Source organism: Peribacillus muralis (genome assembly GCF_001645685.2).
In the GTDB taxonomy this organism is placed as follows: Bacteria; Bacillota; Bacilli; order Bacillales; family DSM-1321; genus Peribacillus; species Peribacillus muralis_A.
This window is the reverse complement of the sequence record NZ_CP017080.1, coordinates 2,166,164-2,187,624: the sequence shown is the minus strand read 5'-3', so window position 1 is coordinate 2,187,624 and position 21,461 is coordinate 2,166,164. Positions and strand designations below refer to the sequence as shown.

22 protein-coding genes and 2 riboswitches are annotated in these 21,461 nt (G+C 42.3%); of the genes, 3 read left to right on the top strand and 19 right to left on the bottom strand.

What is annotated here, in order from left to right:
- Positions 1 to 78: 78 nt before the first annotated feature.
- Positions 79 to 339: a hypothetical protein gene (locus ABE28_RS10695; RefSeq protein ID WP_064465220.1), complete on the bottom strand. Its 261-nt coding sequence runs from the start codon at positions 337 to 339 to the stop codon at positions 79 to 81.
- 114 nt (positions 340 to 453) lie between these two features.
- On the opposite strand from ABE28_RS10695, the gene ABE28_RS10690 reads away from it, so the two are divergent.
- On the top strand, positions 454 to 597 hold the full coding sequence (locus tag ABE28_RS10690) for a small acid-soluble spore protein P (RefSeq protein WP_061141525.1): 144 nt from the start codon (positions 454 to 456) through the stop codon (positions 595 to 597).
- A gap of 310 nt (positions 598 to 907) precedes the next feature.
- On the opposite strand, the gene ABE28_RS10685 is transcribed toward ABE28_RS10690, so the two are convergent.
- From ABE28_RS10685 to tenA, 9 genes are read right to left on the bottom strand one after another with little or no spacing between them, the layout of a single operon-like run.
- Positions 908 to 1,927, bottom strand: coding sequence for a thiazole biosynthesis adenylyltransferase ThiF (locus ABE28_RS10685; RefSeq protein WP_064465221.1), 1,020 nt, complete (start codon positions 1,925 to 1,927; stop codon positions 908 to 910).
- Complete coding sequence (locus ABE28_RS10680) at positions 1,924 to 2,691, bottom strand: thiazole synthase (RefSeq protein ID WP_064465222.1); 768 nt, start codon at positions 2,689 to 2,691, stop codon at positions 1,924 to 1,926. The genes ABE28_RS10685 and ABE28_RS10680 overlap by 4 nt, the downstream gene beginning before the upstream one ends.
- A 1-nt stretch (position 2,692) precedes the next feature.
- The gene (gene thiS, locus ABE28_RS10675; protein ID WP_306807338.1) at positions 2,693 to 2,887 is read right to left on the bottom strand and encodes a sulfur carrier protein ThiS; all 195 of its coding nucleotides are present in this window, start codon (positions 2,885 to 2,887) and stop codon (positions 2,693 to 2,695) included.
- A gap of 24 nt (positions 2,888 to 2,911) precedes the next feature.
- Positions 2,912 to 4,033 carry a glycine oxidase ThiO gene (gene thiO / locus ABE28_RS10670; protein WP_064465224.1) on the bottom strand — a complete coding sequence of 374 codons (1,122 nt, stop codon included), beginning with the start codon at positions 4,031 to 4,033 and terminating at the stop codon, positions 2,912 to 2,914.
- Between the two features lies 1 nt (position 4,034).
- A complete protein-coding gene (gene tenI / locus ABE28_RS10665; protein ID WP_064465225.1) occupies positions 4,035 to 4,646 on the bottom strand; it encodes a thiazole tautomerase TenI in 612 nt (203 codons plus the stop codon).
- 38 nt (positions 4,647 to 4,684) lie between these two features.
- The gene (locus ABE28_RS10660) at positions 4,685 to 5,467 is read right to left on the bottom strand and encodes an energy-coupling factor transporter transmembrane component T family protein (RefSeq protein ID WP_064465226.1); all 783 of its coding nucleotides are present in this window, start codon (positions 5,465 to 5,467) and stop codon (positions 4,685 to 4,687) included.
- Between the two features lie 10 nt (positions 5,468 to 5,477).
- Entirely contained in the window at positions 5,478 to 6,944 is a 1,467-nt protein-coding gene (locus tag ABE28_RS10655) for an ABC transporter ATP-binding protein (protein WP_064465227.1), read from the bottom strand.
- A gap of 12 nt (positions 6,945 to 6,956) precedes the next feature.
- Complete coding sequence (locus ABE28_RS10650) at positions 6,957 to 7,541, bottom strand: ECF transporter S component (protein ID WP_064465228.1); 585 nt, start codon at positions 7,539 to 7,541, stop codon at positions 6,957 to 6,959.
- Between the two features lie 15 nt (positions 7,542 to 7,556).
- Positions 7,557 to 8,240 (bottom strand): thiaminase II, encoded by a 684-nt coding sequence (gene tenA, locus ABE28_RS10645; RefSeq protein WP_064465229.1) that lies wholly within the window; start codon positions 8,238 to 8,240, stop codon positions 7,557 to 7,559.
- Positions 8,241 to 8,370: 130 nt separating this feature from the next.
- Positions 8,371 to 8,498, bottom strand: a riboswitch (TPP riboswitch).
- A gap of 827 nt (positions 8,499 to 9,325) precedes the next feature.
- Here tenA and ABE28_RS10640 point away from each other — a divergent pair.
- Together ABE28_RS10640 and ABE28_RS10635 are read left to right on the top strand one after the other, a co-directional pair.
- A complete protein-coding gene (locus tag ABE28_RS10640; RefSeq protein WP_064465230.1) occupies positions 9,326 to 10,813 on the top strand; it encodes a lytic polysaccharide monooxygenase in 1,488 nt (495 codons plus the stop codon).
- A gap of 1,053 nt (positions 10,814 to 11,866) precedes the next feature.
- Positions 11,867 to 12,652 (top strand): serine/threonine protein kinase, encoded by a 786-nt coding sequence (locus ABE28_RS10635; protein WP_257390764.1) that lies wholly within the window; start codon positions 11,867 to 11,869, stop codon positions 12,650 to 12,652.
- Here the strand turns inward: ABE28_RS10635 and ABE28_RS25010 are convergent.
- The 9 genes from ABE28_RS25010 to hutG form a co-directional block, all read right to left on the bottom strand.
- Complete coding sequence (locus ABE28_RS25010; RefSeq protein WP_156775742.1) at positions 12,649 to 12,813, bottom strand: hypothetical protein; 165 nt, start codon at positions 12,811 to 12,813, stop codon at positions 12,649 to 12,651. The two genes, ABE28_RS10635 and ABE28_RS25010, sit on opposite strands and share 4 nt — an antisense overlap.
- A 164-nt stretch (positions 12,814 to 12,977) precedes the next feature.
- A complete protein-coding gene (locus ABE28_RS10630) occupies positions 12,978 to 13,250 on the bottom strand; it encodes an HU family DNA-binding protein (protein WP_061141559.1) in 273 nt (90 codons plus the stop codon).
- 97 nt (positions 13,251 to 13,347) lie between these two features.
- Positions 13,348 to 14,865, bottom strand: a complete 1,518-nt coding sequence (locus tag ABE28_RS10625; protein ID WP_064465231.1) for a cobyric acid synthase — start codon at positions 14,863 to 14,865, stop codon at positions 13,348 to 13,350.
- A gap of 567 nt (positions 14,866 to 15,432) precedes the next feature.
- The gene (locus ABE28_RS10620; RefSeq protein WP_064465232.1) at positions 15,433 to 15,636 is read right to left on the bottom strand and encodes a YozQ family protein; all 204 of its coding nucleotides are present in this window, start codon (positions 15,634 to 15,636) and stop codon (positions 15,433 to 15,435) included.
- 210 nt (positions 15,637 to 15,846) lie between these two features.
- Positions 15,847 to 17,274, bottom strand: a complete 1,428-nt coding sequence (locus ABE28_RS10615) for an alanine/glycine:cation symporter family protein (RefSeq protein WP_064465233.1) — start codon at positions 17,272 to 17,274, stop codon at positions 15,847 to 15,849.
- Between the two features lie 290 nt (positions 17,275 to 17,564).
- A complete protein-coding gene (locus tag ABE28_RS10610) occupies positions 17,565 to 18,881 on the bottom strand; it encodes a Na+/H+ antiporter NhaC family protein (protein ID WP_064465234.1) in 1,317 nt (438 codons plus the stop codon).
- Positions 18,882 to 19,008: 127 nt separating this feature from the next.
- A riboswitch (SAM riboswitch) is annotated at positions 19,009 to 19,115 on the bottom strand.
- A gap of 259 nt (positions 19,116 to 19,374) precedes the next feature.
- Complete coding sequence (locus ABE28_RS10605; protein ID WP_064465235.1) at positions 19,375 to 20,046, bottom strand: SOS response-associated peptidase; 672 nt, start codon at positions 20,044 to 20,046, stop codon at positions 19,375 to 19,377.
- Positions 20,047 to 20,107: 61 nt separating this feature from the next.
- Positions 20,108 to 20,263, bottom strand: coding sequence for a hypothetical protein (locus ABE28_RS25005; RefSeq protein WP_156775741.1), 156 nt, complete (start codon positions 20,261 to 20,263; stop codon positions 20,108 to 20,110).
- Between the two features lie 195 nt (positions 20,264 to 20,458).
- The gene (gene hutG, locus ABE28_RS10600) at positions 20,459 to 21,418 is read right to left on the bottom strand and encodes a formimidoylglutamase (RefSeq protein ID WP_064465236.1); all 960 of its coding nucleotides are present in this window, start codon (positions 21,416 to 21,418) and stop codon (positions 20,459 to 20,461) included.
- Between the last annotated feature and the right edge of the window lie 43 nt (positions 21,419 to 21,461).

The following is a 21,461-nucleotide window of genomic DNA, read 5'->3' as shown; positions in this document are numbered from 1 at the left end:
TTTTTCCCGGCATTAATAAGGAAGGCTTTTTGAAGATGACATGTCAAAAAGCCTTTTCACCCCTTAACCAGACATCCATCAGTACTCCGAATTCACTTCATCGACGATTGCAGAAATATCCTGCTCGAATTGCTTCAATTGTTTCCGTTGATGTTCAGAAGCAGTAATCAAGGCGGTTTGTATTTGCTGGTAAGCCTCGTTCACTTCCTGCTTCACATGCTTCAATTCCGTTCCATAGTCCGGTGCCGTCTTTTCGATTGAAGAATACACATCATATACTTGGTGGTAACTTTGCTGCGCTTCCTGAAATGCCCTCCGTTTATCTTGTTTATCCTGCATGGTGATTCAGCTCCTTAATTAGTATCACTCATAGGATGTACGAGGGTTACAAATATATGTATGTGAATAAAATTCCGCGGACTGCTTATCTTAAGATATAGGAGGGATCAGCATATGAACAAAAATGATGGCAAAGATATTCGAAAAAACGCACCTAAAGGGAACAACCCAGGTCAACCTGCTCCGTTAAGCGGTTCCCATAAGGTGAAAAATAGACAGCACTCCCGACAGAAGCATAATAGCGGCCACGATATGTAAGCTGCTTTTAACGAACGCGGTGCCTGCTAATGGCAGGCCCGCTTTTGTTTGTTTCATGGAAAGCGGGATGAAATGATGTCGCAAGCTGAAATTGACATGCTCACTCTCACTCATATATAGATGAAGGAAAAATAATCAGGGAAGCAACACCACTTGTATACTGCTCTTAAAAACAATCGCCTTTATCAGTATTTTTTTAGTTCCTTATGGCAGTTTACTTGTAAACCTACTTATCGTCACTCATAGTCAATTGAATACAAGAATAATAGGAGCTTGGATATCCAAGCCCCTGATTGGTCATTATAATAATTCAGCCTAAAAATCGGTGATATAACGTTTTGGCTTCTGCGATATCCTTTGTTCCATGAATCAAAGCCCGACCATCATTGAACACCACCAGCCGATATGCGCCGACCGAAAATGATAGTAAATAATCATTTCTAACGACACGTCTGCCTTGGGCGCGTAAATTTTTTTCCAGGTCCTTCAAATCACCGACATATTCTTTAGACGGCCGAATCTGTACGGAGTCCCTCCCGCATAAAACGGCTGTTTTTGTGCGGTTTGCATAAGAAAGATGGGGGTATGTCCGTTTTTCCCCGCAAGAAGGGCAGTTGTCCTTTTTTAATTTTGCCACAGCAATGGCGGCCTGTTCATTTTTCCACAGATCGAATGAAACGACCTTGTTTCTTAACGATGCATAATCCTCGACAAGTATTTTCAAAGCCTCGGTCAATTGATGGGCGACGACCGTTTGTACGGCAGGGCTGATGATTCCCGCCGTATCGCAAGTCTGCCCGCCGATAGGAACCGCTTCCATCAAGCAATTCAAACATGGGGTCACGCCTGGAATCACCGTGTAGCTGATTCCATAGCTGCCGACACACGCTCCGTAAATCCATGGGATTCTAGATTTTTGTGCACTATCATTTATGATCATTCTCGTATCGAAATTATCGGTGGCGTCAACGATCAAATCCACATCGCAAGCAAGCTTTGCCATTTCCTCTACTGAAACATCCGATACAAGTGAATTCACCGACACATCCGAGTTTATGGCATTCAAACGCTTCTTTGCCGCCACTGCTTTCGGCGTTCTATTCTCCGCATCCTCTTCACAGTATAGCTGTTGCCTTTGAAGGTTGCTCCACTCGACATAATCCCTATCGACAATCGTCAGTTTACCGACTCCTGCACGTACAAGCCCTTCCGCACTTCCCGTACCGAGAGCACCCGCCCCGATTACCAACACGTGTTTTTCACGAATTTTCAGTTGGCCCGCTTTCCCTATTGGGCTGAAAAGCTCTTGCCGTGAATACCGTTCATTCATCCTATGCTCATTCCTTCAATAGGGCTGCTGGCTATGGCGTATTCATTTTTTGCTATTCTTCCTGCATCATGCCCTAACCGACCGGCCTCGATGGCAAGTTTCATCGCCTTCGCCATTCTGACAGGATCTTTTGCACCGGAAACTGCCGTGTTAAGCAGAACACCGTCCGCGCCCAATTCCATGGCAATCGCCGCATCCGAGGGCGTGCCAATCCCGGCATCAACAATTACCGGAACTTGGGCTTGTTCGATGATGAACCTAAGATTAAGCGGATTGAGAATGCCTTGACCAGAGCCAATCGGCGATGCACCTGGCATGATTGCATGACATCCGATTTCCTCCAGTCGTTTCGCAAGCAGCACATCGTCCGAAGTATAAGGTAATACGATGAATCCCAGTTTCACTAATTCCTCAGCAGCTTTTAACGTTTCAATGGGATCAGGCAAGAGCGTTTTTTGACATCCGATCACTTCTACCTTGATCATGTCACACAACCCAGAGGCCTTGGCAAGGTGAGCGATGCGCACAGCTTCCTTGGCCGTTTTCGCCCCTGCTGTATTGGGAAGGAGTGTATATTTTTTTAGATCAAGCTTTTCTAAAAAATTGGGCTGACTCGCTTCGAATATATTCATTCTTCGGACGGCAAACGTTAAGATTTCCGCCCCCGAAACCTCCACCGATTGCTTTTGGATATCAAAATCCGGATATTTACCAGTACCTAATAATAACCTTGAAGAAAATTCATAAGAACCAATCTTTAACATATCATCCGCCTCCTACAAAATGTACGATCTCGACCTTGTCGCCGTTTGACAATAGTGTTTCACTTTGGTTTTCCTTTGCCACTATTTCATCATTCAATTCCACGATCACCACTTTATGTTGTAAATTAAAATGTTGCAGCAATCCAGTAATAGTGGACTCGGCAGCTGAAACCTGGATTTTTTCCCCGTTAATCACCAATTCCAATCCAGTCACCTCCATTCAAGAAAATATGGTTTGTACCGAACGATCCAATCGGAAAGCGGTCCATTCCTGATTCTGCTTTCCTTCCATAATGTCAGCCATCAGTACCCCCGTAATTGGAGAAAGTAAGATTCCATTCCTAAAATGGCCCGTTGCAATGAACAATCCTTTGCATGCGGGATGTTCACCGAAATAAGGCAAGCCGTCACCTGTCTGGGGGCGAATTCCTACCCACGTTTTTTCCCATTCCGTCTCTTTCATGGCCGGAAGCAATCGTGTTGCCTTTTTGATTAACGTTGCTATTCCGTCGATGCTCACCTGCTGATTGAACGTATTCGGCTTGACGGTCGCACCAACGATGATTCTACCGCCGACTTTTGGTACAAGATAGCAGCCATCCGAAAAAATCGTTTTTTCAATCAATGGCCGATTAGTCAGAACGGAAAAGCATTCACCTTTTACTGGATGGGTATCCAGGTTTATGCCTGATTTCTCAAGGAGAAAAGCACTCCACGCCCCCCCTGCAACAATGACATTCCTGCTTGAGAATTCACCCATGGCAGTGGTCACGCCTGATATCTCTCCATTTTCCGTACGTAAATCACTGACTTCGACAAACTCCTTTATCTCCACCCCCAGCGCTACAGCAGATTTAGTAAAGGCGAGTGCCAGCTTCTCGGCTGAAACTTGTCCGTCATCAGGAATATACATGGCACCTTTGAGTTCATCCGAAAGAAGCGGCTCCACTTTCCTTAAGTCGGCTGATGACAACCATTCCGCCTCAAGTCCGGCAGCTTGCTGGGAATTGATCTTTTTTTTCAATCCTGCTTCTTGTTCATTCGTTAGCGCCACCTTGAACATACCTTTGTTCACCAATTCAATGTCTATACCACCAGTCGCTTTCAATTCTTTCGCCAGTGCAGGAAACATCCCCCTGCTTCTCGCTGCCAATGTAAATAACGGGTCATCTGCTTCCAACTCAGCTTGTGCCCCGAGCATCCCGGCTGCAGCACTTGATGCTTTGCCTGCAAGTCGATCTTTTTCCAGTAAAAGGACTTTTTTGCCTCGTTTCGCGAATTGAAACGCAATCGATCCGCCAATTACTCCTCCGCCGACAATGATTGCATCATAAGAATTCATCTTATCGCTCCTTTCCTAGAGACTTCGAATATTCTTTAACGGCCTCCATGGGGTTTTTTGCCTCGAGTATACCTGACATGACCGCAATCCCTCGGACACCTGCCTCCAGCACGCTCTGGCAATTCGAAGGTGTAATGCCTCCGATTGCAATGATCGGAAGACTGACATTGCTTGTGATTGCCTGAAGTTCCTCTACGCCTTTAGGAGGGAGGCCACGCTTGGAATCCGTTTCAAAAATATGTCCATACATCGCATAATCGGCTCCCTGTTGGCAAGCGACTTTTGCTTCTTCCATGGAATGAACCGAACAGCCTACACCCAATCCTGGAAATGCCCTCCTTACGACGGCGGCATCCAAGCTGTGGAAAGCTAAATGCACGCCAAATGCCTGCTTCGTCCAGGCTACATCCGCACGGTCATTAACGATGAGTTTCGATAACGGTATCTTTTGGTCTTGTAATAGAGTGACGGCTCGATAAAGCTCTGAAGCATTCATCTGCTTTTCTCTTAAATGAAAGAAATCAACATCATCCTGTATCTCCGACGCAATCTCCACGAACTGTTCCAAATGCTGTTTCCCGGTAGAAATAATATGCAATTCTTGTGCACTCATATTCAGGCCTCCTTAACTAGCAAAGTAATCTCATGGGTTCATCTTGGCAAGATCGGGAAATGAGCCGCTAAGTAAAAGCCTGCCAGCAGCACGAGGGTGAAATAAAGAATGAATCCTTGATCTTTTTTGGAAAAACCATACTCATAATAGTAGGTCCTCTCCCTCGTATCCGTAAATCGCTTCGCCTCCATCGCAACCGCAATCCGGTGAGCCCGTCTAATGCTTCCAGATAACAACGGGATGGAATAAGCCTTCATCTTGAAATAGATCGCCTTGATTCCGGTTCCCCGTTCGAACCCGCGTACTTTCATTGCGTTCCTTATCATTTGAAACTCCTCCATCATGATCGGTATGAGCCTTAATGCCGCCATGAAACTATAGGCATATTTCGGTTTAAGCTTGATTTGCTGCATCAAGGAATAAAACAAGTTCACGGGTCTCGTCGTCAAGGAAAAAGTCAATCCCAGAGCCGCAAAAAGCAGCGCCCGAAAGCCGACCAGTACCCCCCTCATGAAGCTTTCTTCCGTGATCGATATCAAGCCCCACTCAAACCAGAGTGTCTCACCTTTGCCAAAGAAAATCATCGCCGAAGAAGTGGAAATGAATATGAAGCAAAAAGGGATGAACAAAAGTAACATACGTTTTATCGAATGACCTGAAAAACACAAGAGCAATAGTAAAACACCAATGGTCACATTCATCATGTAATTGGAATCATGGATGAATAATGCCACGAAGCATAACGCAATCAAAATGCATAGCTTCAAGCTTGGATTAACCTTATGAAGCCATGTTTCTGCACCTGCAAAATTCACCTGCATGCCACTCCTTCTAAAATATATATGCTTCAGGCTCCGGTAATCGGTGCTGCTGGATGACTTTTTCATCACTAATTACGCGACCATCTTCCACCGTCCAGATCCTCGTTGCGAAGTGATCGGAAATATGATCGTCATGGGTCACCATGATAACCGTCCCCCCATGGCGGCGATATTCCTCGAACCATTCCAGTAACGCAAAGGTATTTTTCGAATCTTGGCCAAAGGTAGGCTCATCCAAAAGAATGATTTGTTTGTCGGTCACGATTGAGGCAGCCACACTCAAGCGACGTTTTTGACCCATTGATAATTGAAACGGATTTTTAGCGTGATGTGTTTCCAAATGAAATACTTCAAGGAGTTCACGGACTACTTCATCTATTTCTTGCGGATGTTTTTTGTTGATTCGCAAACTGTAGGCGATTTCTTCGTATACAGAATGTGCAACGAACTGGAATTCAGGATTTTGAAACACGAAGGTCATGAAATCGGTTAGGTTTTTCACCTTTTTGATTGGTGTTCCTGCTATTTCATACTCTCCTGTCGTGTGAATAAATTGCATCAATGCATGTAATAACGTACTCTTGCCCGCTCCATTTTCGCCGTTGATGACAACCCATTCCCCCGGATAGACCTTCAGCTCCTCAACCTTGATTTTCGCTTCTTTTTTCCGAAAGCCGCCAAAACCCTGCACATGCAAAATGGGGCTGTCATCACTAACTCGGTACTCACGAGCGAGTTTATGATGTTGGATATACTCATCCCAAACTCCCGGGAACCATATTCCATATTCTTTCATTTCGTATTCATATCGAGAAAGAACGTCGTCTTTCGCACCATCTGCAATGATTTGGCCATCATCATTAAAAAGGACGATTCGTTCGATGAATTCCAAAACATGATCAATTTTATGTTCCACGATAATAATCGTCTTATCTTGTCCAATTTCCTTCAGCATGTCCCACATTTCCTTTGTTCCTCGTGGATCAAGCATAGCAGTCGGTTCATCCAGGAAAATGACTTCCGGTTCCAGCGCCAAGACAGACGCTATCGCAAGCCGCTGCTTCATCCCGCCTGATAAGGTATCGATACTTGTATGAATATTACTAAGCTTCAAACCTACCTGACTGATATAATATTGGATTTTCTCCTTCATTTCTTCCTTTGGTACTGAAAGGTTTTCCAGGACGAAGGCAATTTCCTCATCGGCAAACGGCATGCAGAACTGACTATCGGGATCTTGAAAAACGAATCCCCATGAAGCTGGGCATGTCAATTGTTCCGCCTTCATCGGAACTTCGATGGATTGTGGGATCAGCCCGCTTAAAACTTGCAATAGCGTCGACTTTCCACTTCCAGATGGCCCTAACAATAAAACCTTTTCACCTTTATCAATCGAGACGGATAGGTCCTTGAATAGCAAGGTCCCCTCGCCTGGAAACTTCAATCTTAACTTTTCGACATGAGCGATTCGTTCCAACCTCATCCACCTCTACTTCTGGTCCAGTTCGGCATAATCCTTGCTTGATACTGGACGGACAAGATTCGTTACTCCCGTTGCTTCCAACACCCGTACAAGGTAGTACGCAAACACTCCAGCAAAGAAAACCGACCCGATAAATCTAGCAATTAAAAACAATAGTAAATTCCAAACGGAGAGCGAGCCGATTTCCCCGTAGGCAAAATCCATGACGACCGATCCAAGGCAGGAAGCAATCGCCGCTAAAACGGCCACTGATAAATTGAAGTTTTTATATTTGAACGCCATGAATACCAGTTCCGCGAATAACCCTTGCACAACCCCATATAAAAGGACGGTCAACCCCCACGGAGAGCCAAGAAAGAATTCACCCGACGCTGCCGCAATTTCTGCCAACAGTGCCACACCAGGTTTTCGCAAAACCAAAAAGGCAACGGGTCCTGCCATAAACCACATTCCATAAATCAGTTGATCAAGATGTAATCCAAATGGTTTAACGGAATAATAAATCGAACCCCAAAGGATATAGACAATACCAAAAGCGACGGCAATCACGATCGTGACCAATATATCCGTTAATTTCAACCCTTTTTTCATCGTTTCAATCTCCCTTTACACTTCTAGTGTTTTCTTAGGTACCGGCCATGTTTCCATACGATAAGCCATTTCCCAAAATGAATATTCATATTGGCTGCTAAGGATGAAATGCTCTTTCATCCGTTCTTTATCTGCATCCGTTACTTTTTCAGCAATCTCATCAAGCCTTGCAATTTGTTCTTCAACTAAAGAACGGAACCACTCTCCACCGTATGCCGCAATCCATTCTTGATAAATCGGCTCATCTGGATTGCACCCTTGCAGCTTTTCACCTATTTCATAATAAAGCCAATAACATGGCAGGATAGCGGCAATTACATCTCCTAAATGTCCTGAATAAGCCACACGATACATATGGGACGTATACGCATAAGCCGTCGGAGCTGGCTTGAAGTTTACCTTCTCTTCTTCCGTGATACCCAATTTCCCGGAAAAATTTTCGTGAAGCCTCAACTCCGCTTCATACGTTCCTTGAGCATGCCCAGCAAGCCTGCTCGTTGTATGTAAATCTTCAGCCTTCACTGCACCTAAAGCTTGAACTCTGGAAAAATGAGATAAATAGTATGCATCCTGCATCACATAAAAACGAAAACACTCCAATGGCAATGTGCCATCCCCTATTCCGGTAACGAACTTGTGTTCAAAACTAGCTTCCCAAATATGATCCACCTCTTGCCGAATTACCTCTGAAAACTTCATCCTCATTACCTCCATATTTTATTTTCCAAATGAAAGATACAGGAAACACCGCCCTCTTTTTTGACAAATAAAAAACCACTTTCTTTAACGTAAGAAAGTGGTTGTAGTTGAAATAATACAAAAAAACGTATCGTCCCAGACCCCACTTCCCTACGCTGGTTTAAACCAGATCAGGTTCCAAGGGTCTTAAAGTCATTCTTTAATCTCAGCTTCTCAGGTAAAATGGGATTTACCAATAAAGCACCCCTAGTGGTACAAATTGTATATATAACTCATTTGCCTTTATATTAACATGATAAATACAATTGTCAAACAGATTAGAAAAAAATTCAAGCCGATACCTTCTTAAGTTGGATTTGCTGGATTGCACAGTTTGGCGGGTTAACAGTCAATTTGCGCTGATATGGCACGAAAAGATTTTTTTCATCATTCAATAATTTTAGGGTGGGTTTAGCGATTGTGTCTTCATTAGTAGAAGAGAACCCAAAAAAGTTAGACACTTTATTTAGGCAGTCTTGAGAGAGTGAACCCGGCAATCTATCGGGCTCATGTCTTATACTTTTACTTTGATCCGTTGATGATTGTAGTAATGGATATATCTCTGCTTAGTCAAATTCTTGAAGATACAGTAATCCTGAACTGAATGACCGCATTATCGAGACAATTTCTTTTACGCGTAATCTTGCCGATGTTCCTTTTGAACGAACGGCATTTTTCATCCTTACCAGTGACTTCAATCCTAGTTCAATCATCAAACGGGGATGGTTTTATGATTGATGTGAACACGTAGTTCTATTTATCATGGTTAGTGGCCCCTTTTTCTTTGGTTTAAGGACAAAAATGAATTTGTATCACATGAAATTAGACCTTCCATTCCATGTTTCCCCATCTCCTTTTAACCAGTTTTAAGTATACGATCTTATTACATTACAGAAAATTTATCATAAAATTCATTTTAAGTAAAAAATAACTAGAAATGCCACAATTTCATTATTATCTTTGTTATTCTATTAATTGAATTGCTTGTCTTTTTTAGATCGTTAAAGGAAGCGAGTAATTTGGAAATTGGATGAAGAGGTGATTAGATGAATTGGACAAGTACAGTGTTGAAAGGATTATTGACTGCAGGTGTTTTTGGATTGGGAGCCTGGTTGTCAGCAGAAGTTGCTTCTGCTCATGGGTACATAGAAAAACCGGCAAGCAGAGGGTATATCGGTTCATTGGAGAAGCAGGAAATAGGCTGGCAATCTGCACTAGAGAAGTATGGGCGTGTTATCGACAGTCCTCAATCCGTGGAAGGTCCGAAAGGCTTTCCGGAAGCAGGACCGGCTGACGGTCATATAGCGTCAGCTGGGGGTGGACTAGGCCAGATTGATCAGGTAATGGACCGTCAGTCCGCCGATGCCTGGAAAAAGCAGGACATGCGAGGTGGATTGAATACGTTCACATGGAAATATACAGCACCTCATGCTACTTCCATATGGCATTATTACATTACTAAAAAAGGGTGGGATCCAAATAGTCCTTTAGAGCGTTCTGATTTCGAATTGATTGGGACAGAGACTCATGATGGTACACCGGCTAGCAATAATTTGACTCATAAAATCAATGTGCCGACAGACCGGAGTGGATACCACGTCATCCTTGGCGTATGGGACGTAGCAGATACTCCAAATGCGTTCTATAATGTCATTGATGTCAATCTAATTAATGATGGTTTGGTAGATACAGAGGCCCCTTCCCTTTCTGGACCGATTGAAGTTTCTCATGTATCAGATCGAAAAGTTATGTTGAAGTGGCAGGAAGCAACCGATAATGCAGGAATCAAAGGGTATGATATTTACCGCAATGGGCAGAAAATCGGTTCAACAGCTCAGGCATTCTATACCGATACAGATGTAATGCCAGAGACGGAATATCATTATACAATCAAGGCCATTGACCTTTCAGGCAATGAAAGTGTTGCAAGCGAAGAAGTAATTGTTACAACCCTTCCGTTAACTAAAGATACGGAATCTCCTTCCGCTCCAACTGGCCTCCACACGATGAAGGTAACAGAGAGTTCCGTTAGCCTTATGTGGACTGCTTCCGAAGATAATGTAGGCGTGAAGGAATATTTGATCTACCGTGACGGAAAACAAATCGGCACTACGGTAAACACTTATTATGAAGACAAAGGATTACAGCCAGGAACCCGATACTCATATACAGTGTCTTCCCGCGATGAGGCAGAAAACCTCTCTCTCCCAAGTTCTCACCTAGAAGTTACGACGGTAAAAGATGACTCGAATGCTTCAGGAGAAAAATGGAATGCCGCCAAGGTTTATACAGCAGGGATGGTCGTTCTCTTCAATGGATATGAGTACGAGGCAAAGTATTGGACACAAGGGAACCAACCTGACTCCTCGGATGCTTGGAAACTGTTAAGTGAAGCATCGGTAGAATGGAACCCGCAAAAGCCATATTTGGGAGGTGATAAAGTCACGTATAAAGGGCATGTGTACGAAGCAAAGTGGTGGACGATGGGGAGCATCCCTGGGGCATCAGAAATTTGGATTTTAGTAGAAAAATAAGATAAGTGGATTATGAAGGTTCTCTAAACGTTGTCATATAAAAGGATTATAAGAGTATAAGTTAAACACGCCTGAAAAATAATTCTATGCGATAATTCATAATTATCCCAATAATTTCTTGTATTTACTTCGTTCGTCTTTTAGTTTTCGAACGAGAGAGTTTTTAATTGTGCAGTGCCAAGGACAGTGAAAAAGTTTTCTTTGTCACCAGACGTGTTGGTCTAAAACCTGTTCTGTACCAATCAGTGATTTAAGTGCTGCCAAGCGAGTTGAAACGCATCATCGTGAATCCGGTTATTCTAAAAAAGATGGCCTAAATGTCAAGATACGGTTGCGACTGTCCACTTGCATACAGGCCATCTATTAAAGAAAAAAATGTTAGACATGAGATGTTGCTTCGGGCTTTCTGGATTTTATTCTGGTAATATATTCTTCGCCAGTTTTGATGCCCATAAGACCCCCCCTCATTTTTTTAGCAGATCCCATCTTCCCTCAATTAAAAGTAAACTTTCATATAATGGGAATATAATCCCTTAGCCTTACCAATTAACAATTCATGGTCACCTGCATCATACTCATTTTTTGATTTGCATTCCATCCAGGAAGCGAAACAAGGTAAAAGTGCAATTTCTCGTCTCGTGCCCATCCATCTTATCACCTCCTAGACTATTATTATGAATTCACTATAGTAAAATTAAAAATCATAAAAATCCAAAAATTTCATAATATGAAATTTTCAAAAAAAACATTAATGATTATTTTAAATTGGGAGCGATCGTATAATAATTTCATATGATTACAAAATTCGGACGGTTTTTTCATGAATTGGCGTTTCTACTTTATTTTTTCATGCAATTCCCAAGTTTACTCTCCAATTTAGCCGCGAGTTTCTGGGTGACTCGTAATTTCGGGTCTTTTATAGGTGAATTCGGAACAATCATTTCTTTCATTACCTGTTTTTCTTAAATCAGTGATAAACTAGCGATGATTCATTTTGAAATTGTGTATTTTCAGATTTTAGATTATACGAAAGCGGTGAGGGAAGTTTCAATTTTGCGTACCATTAGAAAAATCTATCAATTTTTTGTGGATAAGCCCTTAAAAAAAGGAGTCGTTTTACATAACCGCTACGAAATCACTACTGTAATCGGAAAAGGAAGCTACGGTATTGTTTATCTTTGCAAGGATTGGCAAGCGAATAAAAATATCGTGATCAAACAACTGCGGAAAAGTAAACGGCGAAGCAAAAAAGAGCTTGAACGGTTCGAACATGAAATCGACATATTACATGCATTGAACCATAAAAGCATCCCAAAATTTCACGAGAAATTTACGGATGACGGGAACGTTTATTTTGTGATGGATTTCATTGAAGGAGATAATTTGGAAGACCATATTTTCTACAATCATGTAACCTTCACTGAGAAGGAATCCCTGCATTTCCTTGCTGAGCTGGCGGGATTAGTAGCTTATTTGCATGACAATGGGATTTCCCATCAAGATTTACGGATACCAAATATATTGATTCAGAACCATCATCCCATTTTGATAGACTTTGGTTTGTCTAAATGGGTCGTTTCGGCACCTATCACGGATGAACCTGTTTTGGATTTGAAACAACAGGATTTTTATGACTTGGGGGAAATACTCTTATATGTCCTTTATACGACGTATTCAGCCAATAATAAAAAGGCTCTTCCTTGGACAGAAGAGCTTTCGTTAGAAAAAGAAACGGTGCATATCCTGAAAAGGCTATTAAGCATCCAAGAGCCTTATTCGGATATCGAAGAAATTTCCATTGACCTGAAGGCTGCATTGGATTCCAAGGCATTGAATTAGCTGCTGCTGCCGCGTCCTCTTCTCTTGTAGCGGTCACTGCCGCTCAAGGGAGATCGCTTATACCCCCGGCTGCTGCTGCTGCCCCTGCGGTATTGGCCATGTCTACGTTCACTGCTTCCTTGGGATAATTGTTTGATTTTTTTCATTATTTTCTTCAACATATCTATCACCTCTTTTTTATGGATTTAAAGCCTGTTATACATTAGCCTAACATAGTCACAGTATAAACCTCATTAATATGTACTATAAGTTTTATTCATTCATTGAAGCACTTCAAAAAAAAACTGACGCCTTTACGGCGCCAGGTTTTTTCTGCGTTCATCTATTATTTTACAGCTTCTTTTAATTCTTTACCTGCTTTAAAAGCGGGTACTTTGCTTGCTGCAATTTGGATTTCTTCACCTGTTTGCGGGTTTCTTCCTGTACGGGCTGCACGATCACGTACTTCGAAAGTACCGAAACCGACTAATTGGATTTTTTCTTCTTTTGCAAGTGTAGACGTGATTGTTTCAAATAATGCATCCACCACTTTTTTTGCATCGTCTTTTGTCAATTCAGCTTGTGCTGCCACACTGCTTACTAATTCTGTTTTATTCATATGAACACCTCATCCTTTTTTTCTTAAAAAATATGTAGAGAAGACAACATAACATATCTTATATGCCTCTGTCACTTATAAAGGCTAATTAAAAGTCTCACACATCCGTAACTTCAAGTTCCAGCCATTGAAAGATGGTATCCATATCTATGTTTTCTTCCATGTGGGAGGCCAAGAGATTATAAGCCTCCTCCCGACGCTCCGAGTCACTTTGAATGTTTTCCATCACTTCATCCAACCCCTTGTTCCGTCGTATTTGGTTAACCAGTTCTCTAGTAAAATGGCGATTATGGAATATTCCATGAAGATATGTGCCGAAAACCTTATTGTCCGCCGATACGGCCCCGTCCATTCTCCCATCCTTCAATAAAAGAAAGGACTGTTCTTGTGAATCCAAAGCTGTTTGGCCTAAATGAATCTCGTAGCCGCTTAACTTCATTTCCCCTTTTAAGAACCCCGGAGCAAGTACACCTTCCATTTGCACCGTTTTCTTTTCCGCTTGGAAAATGGTTTCCAATGACAGAAGTGAAAGACCTTCTGCGTCTTCACCGCAACCTTCAACAGCATCAGGATCGAAAAGATTTGTACCGAGCATTTGAAATCCGCCGCATATCCCGGCAATGATCGTTCCATGTTTTCGAAGTTCTTTTATCGCCATATCGAATCCTGCATCTCTCATCCATTTTAAATCTTCGATCGTATTTTTTGTGCCCGGCAAAATAAGAAGGTCGGGCCTTCCTAATTCATGGATATTCCCCACAAGCCTGACGCCCACTCCCGGTTCATCGAAAAAAGGATCCACATCGGTAAAATTTGAGATGTGCGGGAATCTTAAGAACGCTACATCAATGGGGAATTCGTCCTTTTCAGTTTTTTTGAAACGCAAGGAGGATAGTGCCAGCGAATCCTCCGCTTCAATGCTCACGTCTAAATACGGAAGCACCCCGAGTACGGGAATTCCAGTTTCCTGTTGCAGCCATTCGATACCGTCGTCCAATAATTCACGAATGCCCCGAAATTTATTGATGATGATCCCTTTTACACGATTACGTTCATCATCTTCCAATAAGGCGAGTGTCCCGATGATGGACGCAAATACCCCGCCACGATCGATATCAGCCACTAAAATGACGGCGGCATCCGCAAGTTGAGCCATCCGCATATTGGCAATATCCCGGTCTTTAAGGTTAATTTCCGCAGGGCTTCCTGCTCCTTCAAGAACGATGATGTCGTATTCCTGCTGCAGTTTTTCGACTGACTTTCGAATGATCGGCATCGCCTCTTGAACAAACTGATTTCGATAGTCCATGGCATTCATATCAAGAAAATGTTTTCCGTGGACGATGACCTCCGAAACCATATCCTGCTTTGGTTTCAGCAAAATGGGATTCATATCGGAGGTTGCCACGATCCTTGCCGCTTCGGCTTGCACTCCTTGGGACCGTCCTATTTCACCGCCTTCCACGGTTACATAAGAATTCAAAGCCATGTTTTGCGATTTGAACGGAACGACACGGTACCCTTTATTCGCAAAAATACGGCAAAGTGCCGTACAAATCAAGCTTTTCCCTACATCAGATGCGGTTCCCTGTATCATGATCGATCGTGCCTTCATTTCGATCCCCCTTTACCCCAAAATACGTGACTGCCCAGACGAATGTTTGTATAATACCAATTCACCATATCCATAAGCTCGTTTTTGCATTCTTACCTGTCATGAACACATGAATGTTCTGGCTAATGTCAAGTCATCTTCAGTCGGGACTTGCGGATGGGCTTTTCCAAAGCATGAACAATAAATGCCTGTTGCGCTTTATTCCATAAAAATGATATGGGGAGCCATTCCATTTCCAGTATATATCATAATTCGTTACGCATCACTCATTCACCTGCCAACATAACGAAGCGTGGGGATATTAGCGGCTCGACGATGATGAAGGACGTCCGGCAAATCGGAATCATTAGGCACATCATTATACGATTCCGTATCTGGCAGTCTGGCTAACCGGATAGCTTCATTTTTATTAAGAGTCGGAAAATGGCAGAATCCGAAGACTCACACTTCGCTGAAGACGGTCCATGCCTCTAATGAACCGGCCGCCATGATGAAGGGATTAAAATTAAAACAAAAACCCTGCTTGTTGGGAAATTTCAACAAGCAGGGGATCGATTTTCCGTTCTTTTACTCAGTTCCTTCTTTCTCCTTCTCACTGTCATGTTCATTTTGATCTGCAGATGTCATCCCGCCGGCGTTATACGCGTCCGAAACTTGTTCGTGGGTGGTGGCAAGACCGGATGATAACGTGTCATCCCGTTTGTAATCACTTACATCATATACTCTTCCGGCAATATTTGAAGATTTTTCATTTGATTTTTTGTTATTCATTATTTTCACTCCCATTATTCAACTTGTCCCATCATTGCTTGACGGTCTTACATAAAGACAAAGGTATTTTATGCAAAAAAAAAAGCATTATACAGGCATGAGGGAAATATATCAAAGCCTGACTTTTTATATGCTCTTCAATGGGAAAATGGAAAAAGGCTTACAAGCAAAATCCATTTCAGGACCGATGCTTGTAAGCTGAATAAAAGCCTAGTTTTCCTTATTAGCGTCTATATTATCTGTTGGGTCTCCCCAACATTCCACATTCTTCAAACCTTTAATATTATTAATATGGAAGACAGGATTTTGTCCACTCTTCTTTTGTTTTTGATAATCTGCCAAGGCCGCAAATGCAATCTTTCCAAGTAAAGCTATCGCAACTAAATTGATAATTGCCATTAACCCCATTAATAAGTCAGCTAGACCCCACACCAATTTCAGTGATGCTAGAGAACCGAATAGTACCATCGCTACGACTGCGAACCGATAAACGTTCAACCAAACTTTATTTTCATTGATGAATCCAATGTTGGATTCTCCATAATAATAGTTTCCCACAATGGAACTAAAAGCAAATAACAGTACAATGATGGCAAGGAAAACACCAGCCCATGAACCCAGTGCCGTACCAAGAGCATTTTGGGTAAGAACAATTCCATCCACTTCTTTCGAGGTATAGAGACCTGAAAACAAAATGATAAAGGCAGTCGAACTGCAAATGACGAGCGTATCTACAAATACGCCAAGAGACTGAATCAACCCTTGCTTGACGGGATGACTGACATCTGCGGTTGCACCGGCATTAGGTGCACTGCCCATCCCGGCTTCATTGGAAAATAAACCCCTCTTTATTCCCTGCATCATGGCAGCTCCCAAGGCTCCGCCAGCCACTTCTTTTATACCATCAAATGCACTTTCAAAGATTAGCCCTAAAACACTGGGCAATTCGGATATATTCATGATGATTATTGTCAATGCCACGATTACGTATGCTCCGGCCATGATCGGGACAATGACTTCAGATACTTTTGCAATCATTTGAATGCCACCAAAAATGATGAAAGCGGTAACGATAGCGAGAATGACTGCAGTAACCCACCTTTCAATGCCAAATGATTCATTGAATGCGCTTGTGATCGTATTGGCTTGTACCGAGTTGAAAGCAAGGCCAAATGTAAGCGAAATTAATACAGCGAATGTGATGCCCATCCAACGTGCATTCAAAGCTTTTTCCATATAATACGCAGGGCCTCCACGGAAAGCGTCCCCATCTTTGACTTTATAGATTTGGGCAAGTGTACTTTCTATGAAAGCAGACGCAGACCCAATCAGAGCGATTAGCCACATCCAGAAAACGGCCCCTGGGCCGCCCATCGTAATGGCAATTGCTACACCTGCAAGATTTCCAGTTCCTACCCGTGAAGCAGTGCTGATGCAAAAAGCTTGAAAGGATGTAACACCCTTTTTTTCCGCCGTAGCACCTTCACCCAAAAGCCTGAACATTTCCCTTGCCATTCTGAATTGGACAAACTTCGTACGAATCGAAAAATAAATGCCCATGCCAATCAGTAAAATGATCAATATGTACGACCATAATAAATTATTTGTCTCCGCAATGAAATTACCTATAAAATCCATTTTAACCAATAACCCCTTTAATCTACGTGTAATTATTATGAAAACATATTTCACTCTAATTTATTTCCCGTTTCCTCCGGGAAATAAACAAACAAAAAGGAAATTCAAACATGAATTTCCTTACAATAATCTATTATATCCTACGATTCTATTTTTTTCATTCAAGAATTTGTATTAAAAAGCCAAAAAACGTCTTCAATAAACAGAAAATAAAAATATTTTTTCAGAACGCAAAACTATCTGAATATAATCAAACGCCCTGAATCTTATGATTCAGGGCGTTTCCATGATCAAGATGCCCGTTCTTTTACTTCGATATCCTTTGCCTTAAATCGCGGATACCCTATCAAGATGGCAATAACTCCACAAATTCCAATTAGTATCGGGTAATATGAATATGGAAGAATGCTTATTGGCGAAATTCTTGCCACCCCCGCTGCAGCGAGCAGTTGTGCGCCATATGGAATCAACCCTTGGACACAACAGGCAAAAACGTCTAGCAGGCTCGCTGATTTCCGAGGATCGATACCATACCTTTCCGCAATATTTTTCGCTAATGGGCCGGCAATGATGATCGAAATTGTATTATTAGCGGTAGAAAGGTTTGTCAAACCAACAAGTCCGGCAATGCTGAATTCAGCACCTTTTTTTGATTTGCTTTTTTGAGTGACGACATGGAGTAAAAAATCAATGCCTCCGTTATGTTGGATGACCGCTACCATACCAGCAATTAAAATGGCAAGGAAAGAGATTTCATACATGCCAGCCATTCCATCACCCGTTTTTTGGATCACATCCAACAATTTATAACTTCCATCAGCCAATCCGATGATACCTGCAAATACAATCCCTACAGAAAGGACAACAAAGACATTGACACCTGCCAATGCCGTGATCAATACACACAGATATGGAAGGATTTTCAACCAATTATAGGAATGTTGCGTAATGGCCGCTTGCTCACCTATCGTTAATATTCCTAGAATGCCGCAAGTGATGATGGCCGCAGGCAGGACGATGAAAAAGTTAACCTTAAACTTGTCCTTCATTTTCGTTCCCTGTGTCCGTACTGCCGCAATCGTCGTATCGGAAATGAACGATAAGTTATCGCCGAACATGGCACCACCGATAACCGCAGCCATTGAAAGCGCAAGTGCTATATCCGTTTGCTCACTAATCCCTACCCCAATAGGAGCAAGAGCTACAATCGTTCCCATGCTCGTTCCCATGGATAAAGAAATAAAACAGGCAATTATGAATATCCCTACCATCAAAAGATTTTGTGGAAAGACAGCTAAGGCAAAATTGACCGTTGATTCAACCGCGCCCATGCCATTCGCCACTTCTGAAAAAGCGCCGGCCAAAAGGAAAATGATAACCATTAACATAATATTGGAGTCCCCGGCTCCTTTACAAAAAATTTCGACCTTTTGATCGAATGACTCTTTACGATTCATGGACAATGCCACAGCCGATGCAATGGAAATCGCCACCAACACTGGAAATGAATAAAAATCTTTTGTAATGATTCCTGAACCTATAAATAAAATCAAAAAAACGACAAATGGGATCAAAGCCCACGGATTTCCTTTATTGTGTGCAGTCATGATGAACTCCTTTTTAGATTGATTTGCCCAAGTAATTCAGCTTGATCGTGTATATCCAAATCCAATTAAAAACAAAGACCTCTTCCATTACTGCAAGAAGAGGTCTTTTAATTTATAAAAAACACCCTCCTTATCTTTCAGGCTAAATGAACCTGCTGGATTTGGCACAGCACTCTTGAAAAGTCTGCTGCCGAGACATCTTCGGGCCAGTCCCTCCGTCTCTCTTGATAAGAAGATTTATATGGTTGTATGAATATCAATGGCACCATAAGCACATCGAAAAGCAAATATAAGAGTACAGCATTTTGTATAGTTTCGCAAGGAATAGTTGAAAGTATTTCACTTCCATTCTAAAAATGGCAATCAGGATACCGGGAAGGCTCCAAACCCGCCCCTTGATAAACGAGTGATAACAGTAAAAATATCCATGAATGTTAAAAACATACATGGATCAAATGAAGTTTGTCCGGATGCAAAAAAGCCTCTACGCCCTTCAGCAAGTTGGTTGGATGAGGTTTGGCGAATTGTTCTTAGGTGAATTCACTTCAGTAGATACCTCAAATGCTTCCATTCGTTCCGAATCAAAGGGCTTTAAGAATTGCTGCAAATATGCCGTATCATGGTTGGAAAGGTCCAGCCAAGCTTTTTCGTCTTCAGGTTTAAGAATGGCGGGCATGCGATCATGAATGCCGCCCATCAGCTCATTGGGGACAGTGGTAATGACCGAGCACGAATGGATGATCTTGCCATCTGGAGATTTCCACGATTCAAACAGCCCAGCCATACCGAATGGAGAGGCATCCTTCAGTTTGATTCGCATCGGTATTTTTCGCTCGGGTGTTTTCTTCCACTCATAAAAGGAATCAGCGATTATCAAACACCTTTTCTTCTTGTACGCATTCTTGAAGCTCGCCTTGTCTGCAATCGTTTCCGCCCTGGCATTAATCATTTTATAACCCACTTTTTCATCTTTGGCCCAGAAAGGGATAAGTCCCCACCTAAGGTATCCAAGGCGATTCCTGATTCCGTCATTAATGACGGAAAGCACGGAATGGGAAGGGGCTATATTATAACTATTTTGATATTCTTCATCGAATGACCCTTGAATATCAAAGCGTTCCTTTATTTCTTCCAAATTTGCAAAAAGAGTGAACCGTCCGCACATACTATCTCCCGCCATCCTGTAAATTTATTACAGTTTAACAAAAGAAGCAGACAGGAACAACTCAGCGCTCCAAAATCCTGATATCCGTGAATGGTTGATTAAATAATTCGCTTGTAAGCAAAAGCGTGCCCAGCACTTCCCGTTCGTCTTCAGCTACAATGATTTCTGACAAAACCATGGTACTGCCGTTTTTGACGGTTACACGATATTCATTCATATAATTCCCCCTCATAAGCCTGAATGGTAGATATTATAAACCATTAACATCGATGTATCATCATGTAACACTCGCGTCCTCTTGTTTAAACAAAAAGACTGCCGTGAATTTCACGACAGTCTCATGCTTGCAATGGGCAGGAGATGATGGATCCGTTTCAACCCGTGATATAAGCATCCTTTTCCCTTTTGCTGCTCATGATTTAAAATGGAGCAAAACCTCATTAATTAAATGTGCCGCCAATGTAACGGTTTTATTGTTTTCATCCAAACTTGGATTCACTTCCGAGATATCAAAGGAAAGGATCTTTTCATTTGATGCGACATGCCTTAGCAGCGAACGGACCAATTTAGGATCGAGCCCAAATGGCGATGGTGCACTTACGCCAGGTGCATACGCTGAATCGATGACGTCCGTGCATAACGTGAGGATGATGTAGTCTCTTTCCTTAATAAATTCGTTGATCCGATGCTTGGTATCTTCCATTTCGCCCAAAGACAATTCCTCTTCCAATATGTAGTCGACCTTGTTTTTCTTAGCCGTTTCGAATAGCGCCTTTGTATTGCCTTGCCTCTGAATTCCCATGCATAAATATCCGCAATTTTGATCATTGTCCAAGATTTGTTTAAACATCGTGCCTGATGAACTTTCTTTTTCATAGGGACGCATATCAAAGTGGGCATCGATATTGATCATTCCCAATTTAGCCTTCGGCCCAAGGAATTTCCTTGCCCCGAGATAATGACCATAAAAGGTTTCATGTCCACCCCCTAAAATGATGGGAATCACTTCACTCTCCAAAATCCGGGCAACGGCTGCGCCCAATCGGTCTTGTGCGGCCTCCATTTCCCCTTCTTCACATACAAGATCGCCAACGTCCACCAGCTTAGTTTTCGCTGGTAAATGGCAGGGAAGCTTGGCCAAGGACTGCCTAATATAATCAGGGGCTTCTGCAGCACCGATCCGCCCTTTGTTCCTTTTGACACCTTCATCACATTTGAAGCCCATCATTCCAAAAGTTTTTGATTCCTTTGCAGGGATGGTCAATTCAGTAATCGGCGTCACGTTCACTCTTTGGTGGTATCTGAAGCTATCCAAGTCCGTTTCGGAATCCACTCTGCCGTTCCAATGCTTTAAGGTCGGTTCATTATACATAGTTTCTCCTTCCGTTAAAAAATTCAGAAATATCTTTTTTTAC

What these genes read in the sequence shown, in the direction of transcription:
- ABE28_RS10695 (WP_064465220.1), bottom strand. Translation starts at nt 339, where the DNA reads ATGCAGGATAAACAAGATAAACGGAGGGCATTTCAGGAAGCGCAGCAA.
- ABE28_RS10690 (WP_061141525.1), top strand. Translation starts at nt 454, where the DNA reads ATGAACAAAAATGATGGCAAAGATATTCGAAAAAACGCACCTAAAGGG.
- ABE28_RS10685 (WP_064465221.1), bottom strand. Translation starts at nt 1,927, where the DNA reads ATGAATGAACGGTATTCACGGCAAGAGCTTTTCAGCCCAATAGGGAAA.
- ABE28_RS10680 (WP_064465222.1), bottom strand. Translation starts at nt 2,691, where the DNA reads ATGTTAAAGATTGGTTCTTATGAATTTTCTTCAAGGTTATTATTAGGT.
- thiO (WP_064465224.1), bottom strand. Translation starts at nt 4,033, where the DNA reads ATGAATTCTTATGATGCAATCATTGTCGGCGGAGGAGTAATTGGCGGA.
- tenI (WP_064465225.1), bottom strand. Translation starts at nt 4,646, where the DNA reads ATGAGTGCACAAGAATTGCATATTATTTCTACCGGGAAACAGCATTTG.
- ABE28_RS10660 (WP_064465226.1), bottom strand. Translation starts at nt 5,467, where the DNA reads ATGCAGGTGAATTTTGCAGGTGCAGAAACATGGCTTCATAAGGTTAAT.
- ABE28_RS10650 (WP_064465228.1), bottom strand. Translation starts at nt 7,541, where the DNA reads ATGAAAAAAGGGTTGAAATTAACGGATATATTGGTCACGATCGTGATT.
- tenA (WP_064465229.1), bottom strand. Translation starts at nt 8,240, where the DNA reads ATGAAGTTTTCAGAGGTAATTCGGCAAGAGGTGGATCATATTTGGGAA.
- ABE28_RS10640 (WP_064465230.1), top strand. Translation starts at nt 9,326, where the DNA reads ATGAATTGGACAAGTACAGTGTTGAAAGGATTATTGACTGCAGGTGTT.
- ABE28_RS25010 (WP_156775742.1), bottom strand. Translation starts at nt 12,813, where the DNA reads ATGTTGAAGAAAATAATGAAAAAAATCAAACAATTATCCCAAGGAAGC.
- ABE28_RS10630 (WP_061141559.1), bottom strand. Translation starts at nt 13,250, where the DNA reads ATGAATAAAACAGAATTAGTAAGCAGTGTGGCAGCACAAGCTGAATTG.
- ABE28_RS10625 (WP_064465231.1), bottom strand. Translation starts at nt 14,865, where the DNA reads ATGAAGGCACGATCGATCATGATACAGGGAACCGCATCTGATGTAGGG.
- ABE28_RS10620 (WP_064465232.1), bottom strand. Translation starts at nt 15,636, where the DNA reads ATGAATAACAAAAAATCAAATGAAAAATCTTCAAATATTGCCGGAAGA.
- ABE28_RS10615 (WP_064465233.1), bottom strand. Translation starts at nt 17,274, where the DNA reads ATGGATTTTATAGGTAATTTCATTGCGGAGACAAATAATTTATTATGG.
- ABE28_RS10610 (WP_064465234.1), bottom strand. Translation starts at nt 18,881, where the DNA reads ATGACTGCACACAATAAAGGAAATCCGTGGGCTTTGATCCCATTTGTC.
- ABE28_RS10605 (WP_064465235.1), bottom strand. Translation starts at nt 20,046, where the DNA reads ATGTGCGGACGGTTCACTCTTTTTGCAAATTTGGAAGAAATAAAGGAA.
- ABE28_RS25005 (WP_156775741.1), bottom strand. Translation starts at nt 20,263, where the DNA reads ATGAATGAATATCGTGTAACCGTCAAAAACGGCAGTACCATGGTTTTG.
- hutG (WP_064465236.1), bottom strand. Translation starts at nt 21,418, where the DNA reads ATGTATAATGAACCGACCTTAAAGCATTGGAACGGCAGAGTGGATTCC.